This is a genomic window from Aminobacter sp. P4_D5 (assembly GCF_056401815.1).
The window spans coordinates 1-607 of the sequence record NZ_JBFUIP010000990.1 but is presented as its reverse complement, the minus strand read 5'-3'; the positions used below and the strand labels follow the sequence as shown (position 1 = coordinate 607).

At 69.9% G+C, this 607-nt stretch carries 1 protein-coding gene and 1 pseudogene; both read right to left on the bottom strand.

Annotated features, from left to right (window positions below):
• On the bottom strand, window positions 1-236 hold a 236-nt coding region (locus AC1DWF_RS36240; protein WP_476843280.1), incomplete at its 3' end, for a YybH family protein.
• A gap of 92 nt (window positions 237-328) precedes the next feature.
• Window positions 329-607: pseudogene (locus AC1DWF_RS36235) on the bottom strand (hypothetical protein); the annotation flags it as partial.

Sequence of the window (607 nt, the reverse complement as noted above, 5' to 3'; positions counted from 1 at the left end):
TTGTAGTTCTCCGCGATGGCCTGCCGGCCGATGACGATCGGCGCCGGGCCAATGAGAATGGCGTCCTCGGTGAAGCAGGCTCCGATCCCGTCGGCATCGTTGCGGGCGTAAGCCTCGGAGAAGTTTCTGAAAAGGGCGTCCACGAGTTGCCGGTGGTCGCCCGCCTGGGCCTTCGACACCGAAATCCGGCCGATGATCCCGCCCGGAATCGCCAGCGCGAGAGCACGTCGCAACATGAGTTTCCTCCCAATGTTGTAACCCGACGGTGGCCCACTATCACGCCCCGCATCGAGGGCGTGAGCTTTAGTTGCGCGAACGAAAGCGCCGGTCAGCGCGGCGGCGCGATACCCGGCGGGATGCCCAGCGCCCGCGTCCGCGCGACCTCGCGGTCCTCGGCCGTCGGCGGGGGATAGGCGCGGGGATAGGTGATCGCCTCCTTCGGGCCGGGAGGCCGCGGCGGGCCCACGCGGCCGCAGGCGGCCAGCGGCACGCTCGCCGCCAGGATCAGCAGGAGAGCCCTCACGCCAGCCGTTCCTTCCAGTCCCGCACCATGGCTCGCACGTTCTCCGGCGCCGTGCCGCCATAGGAGCGCCGCGAGGCCACCGAG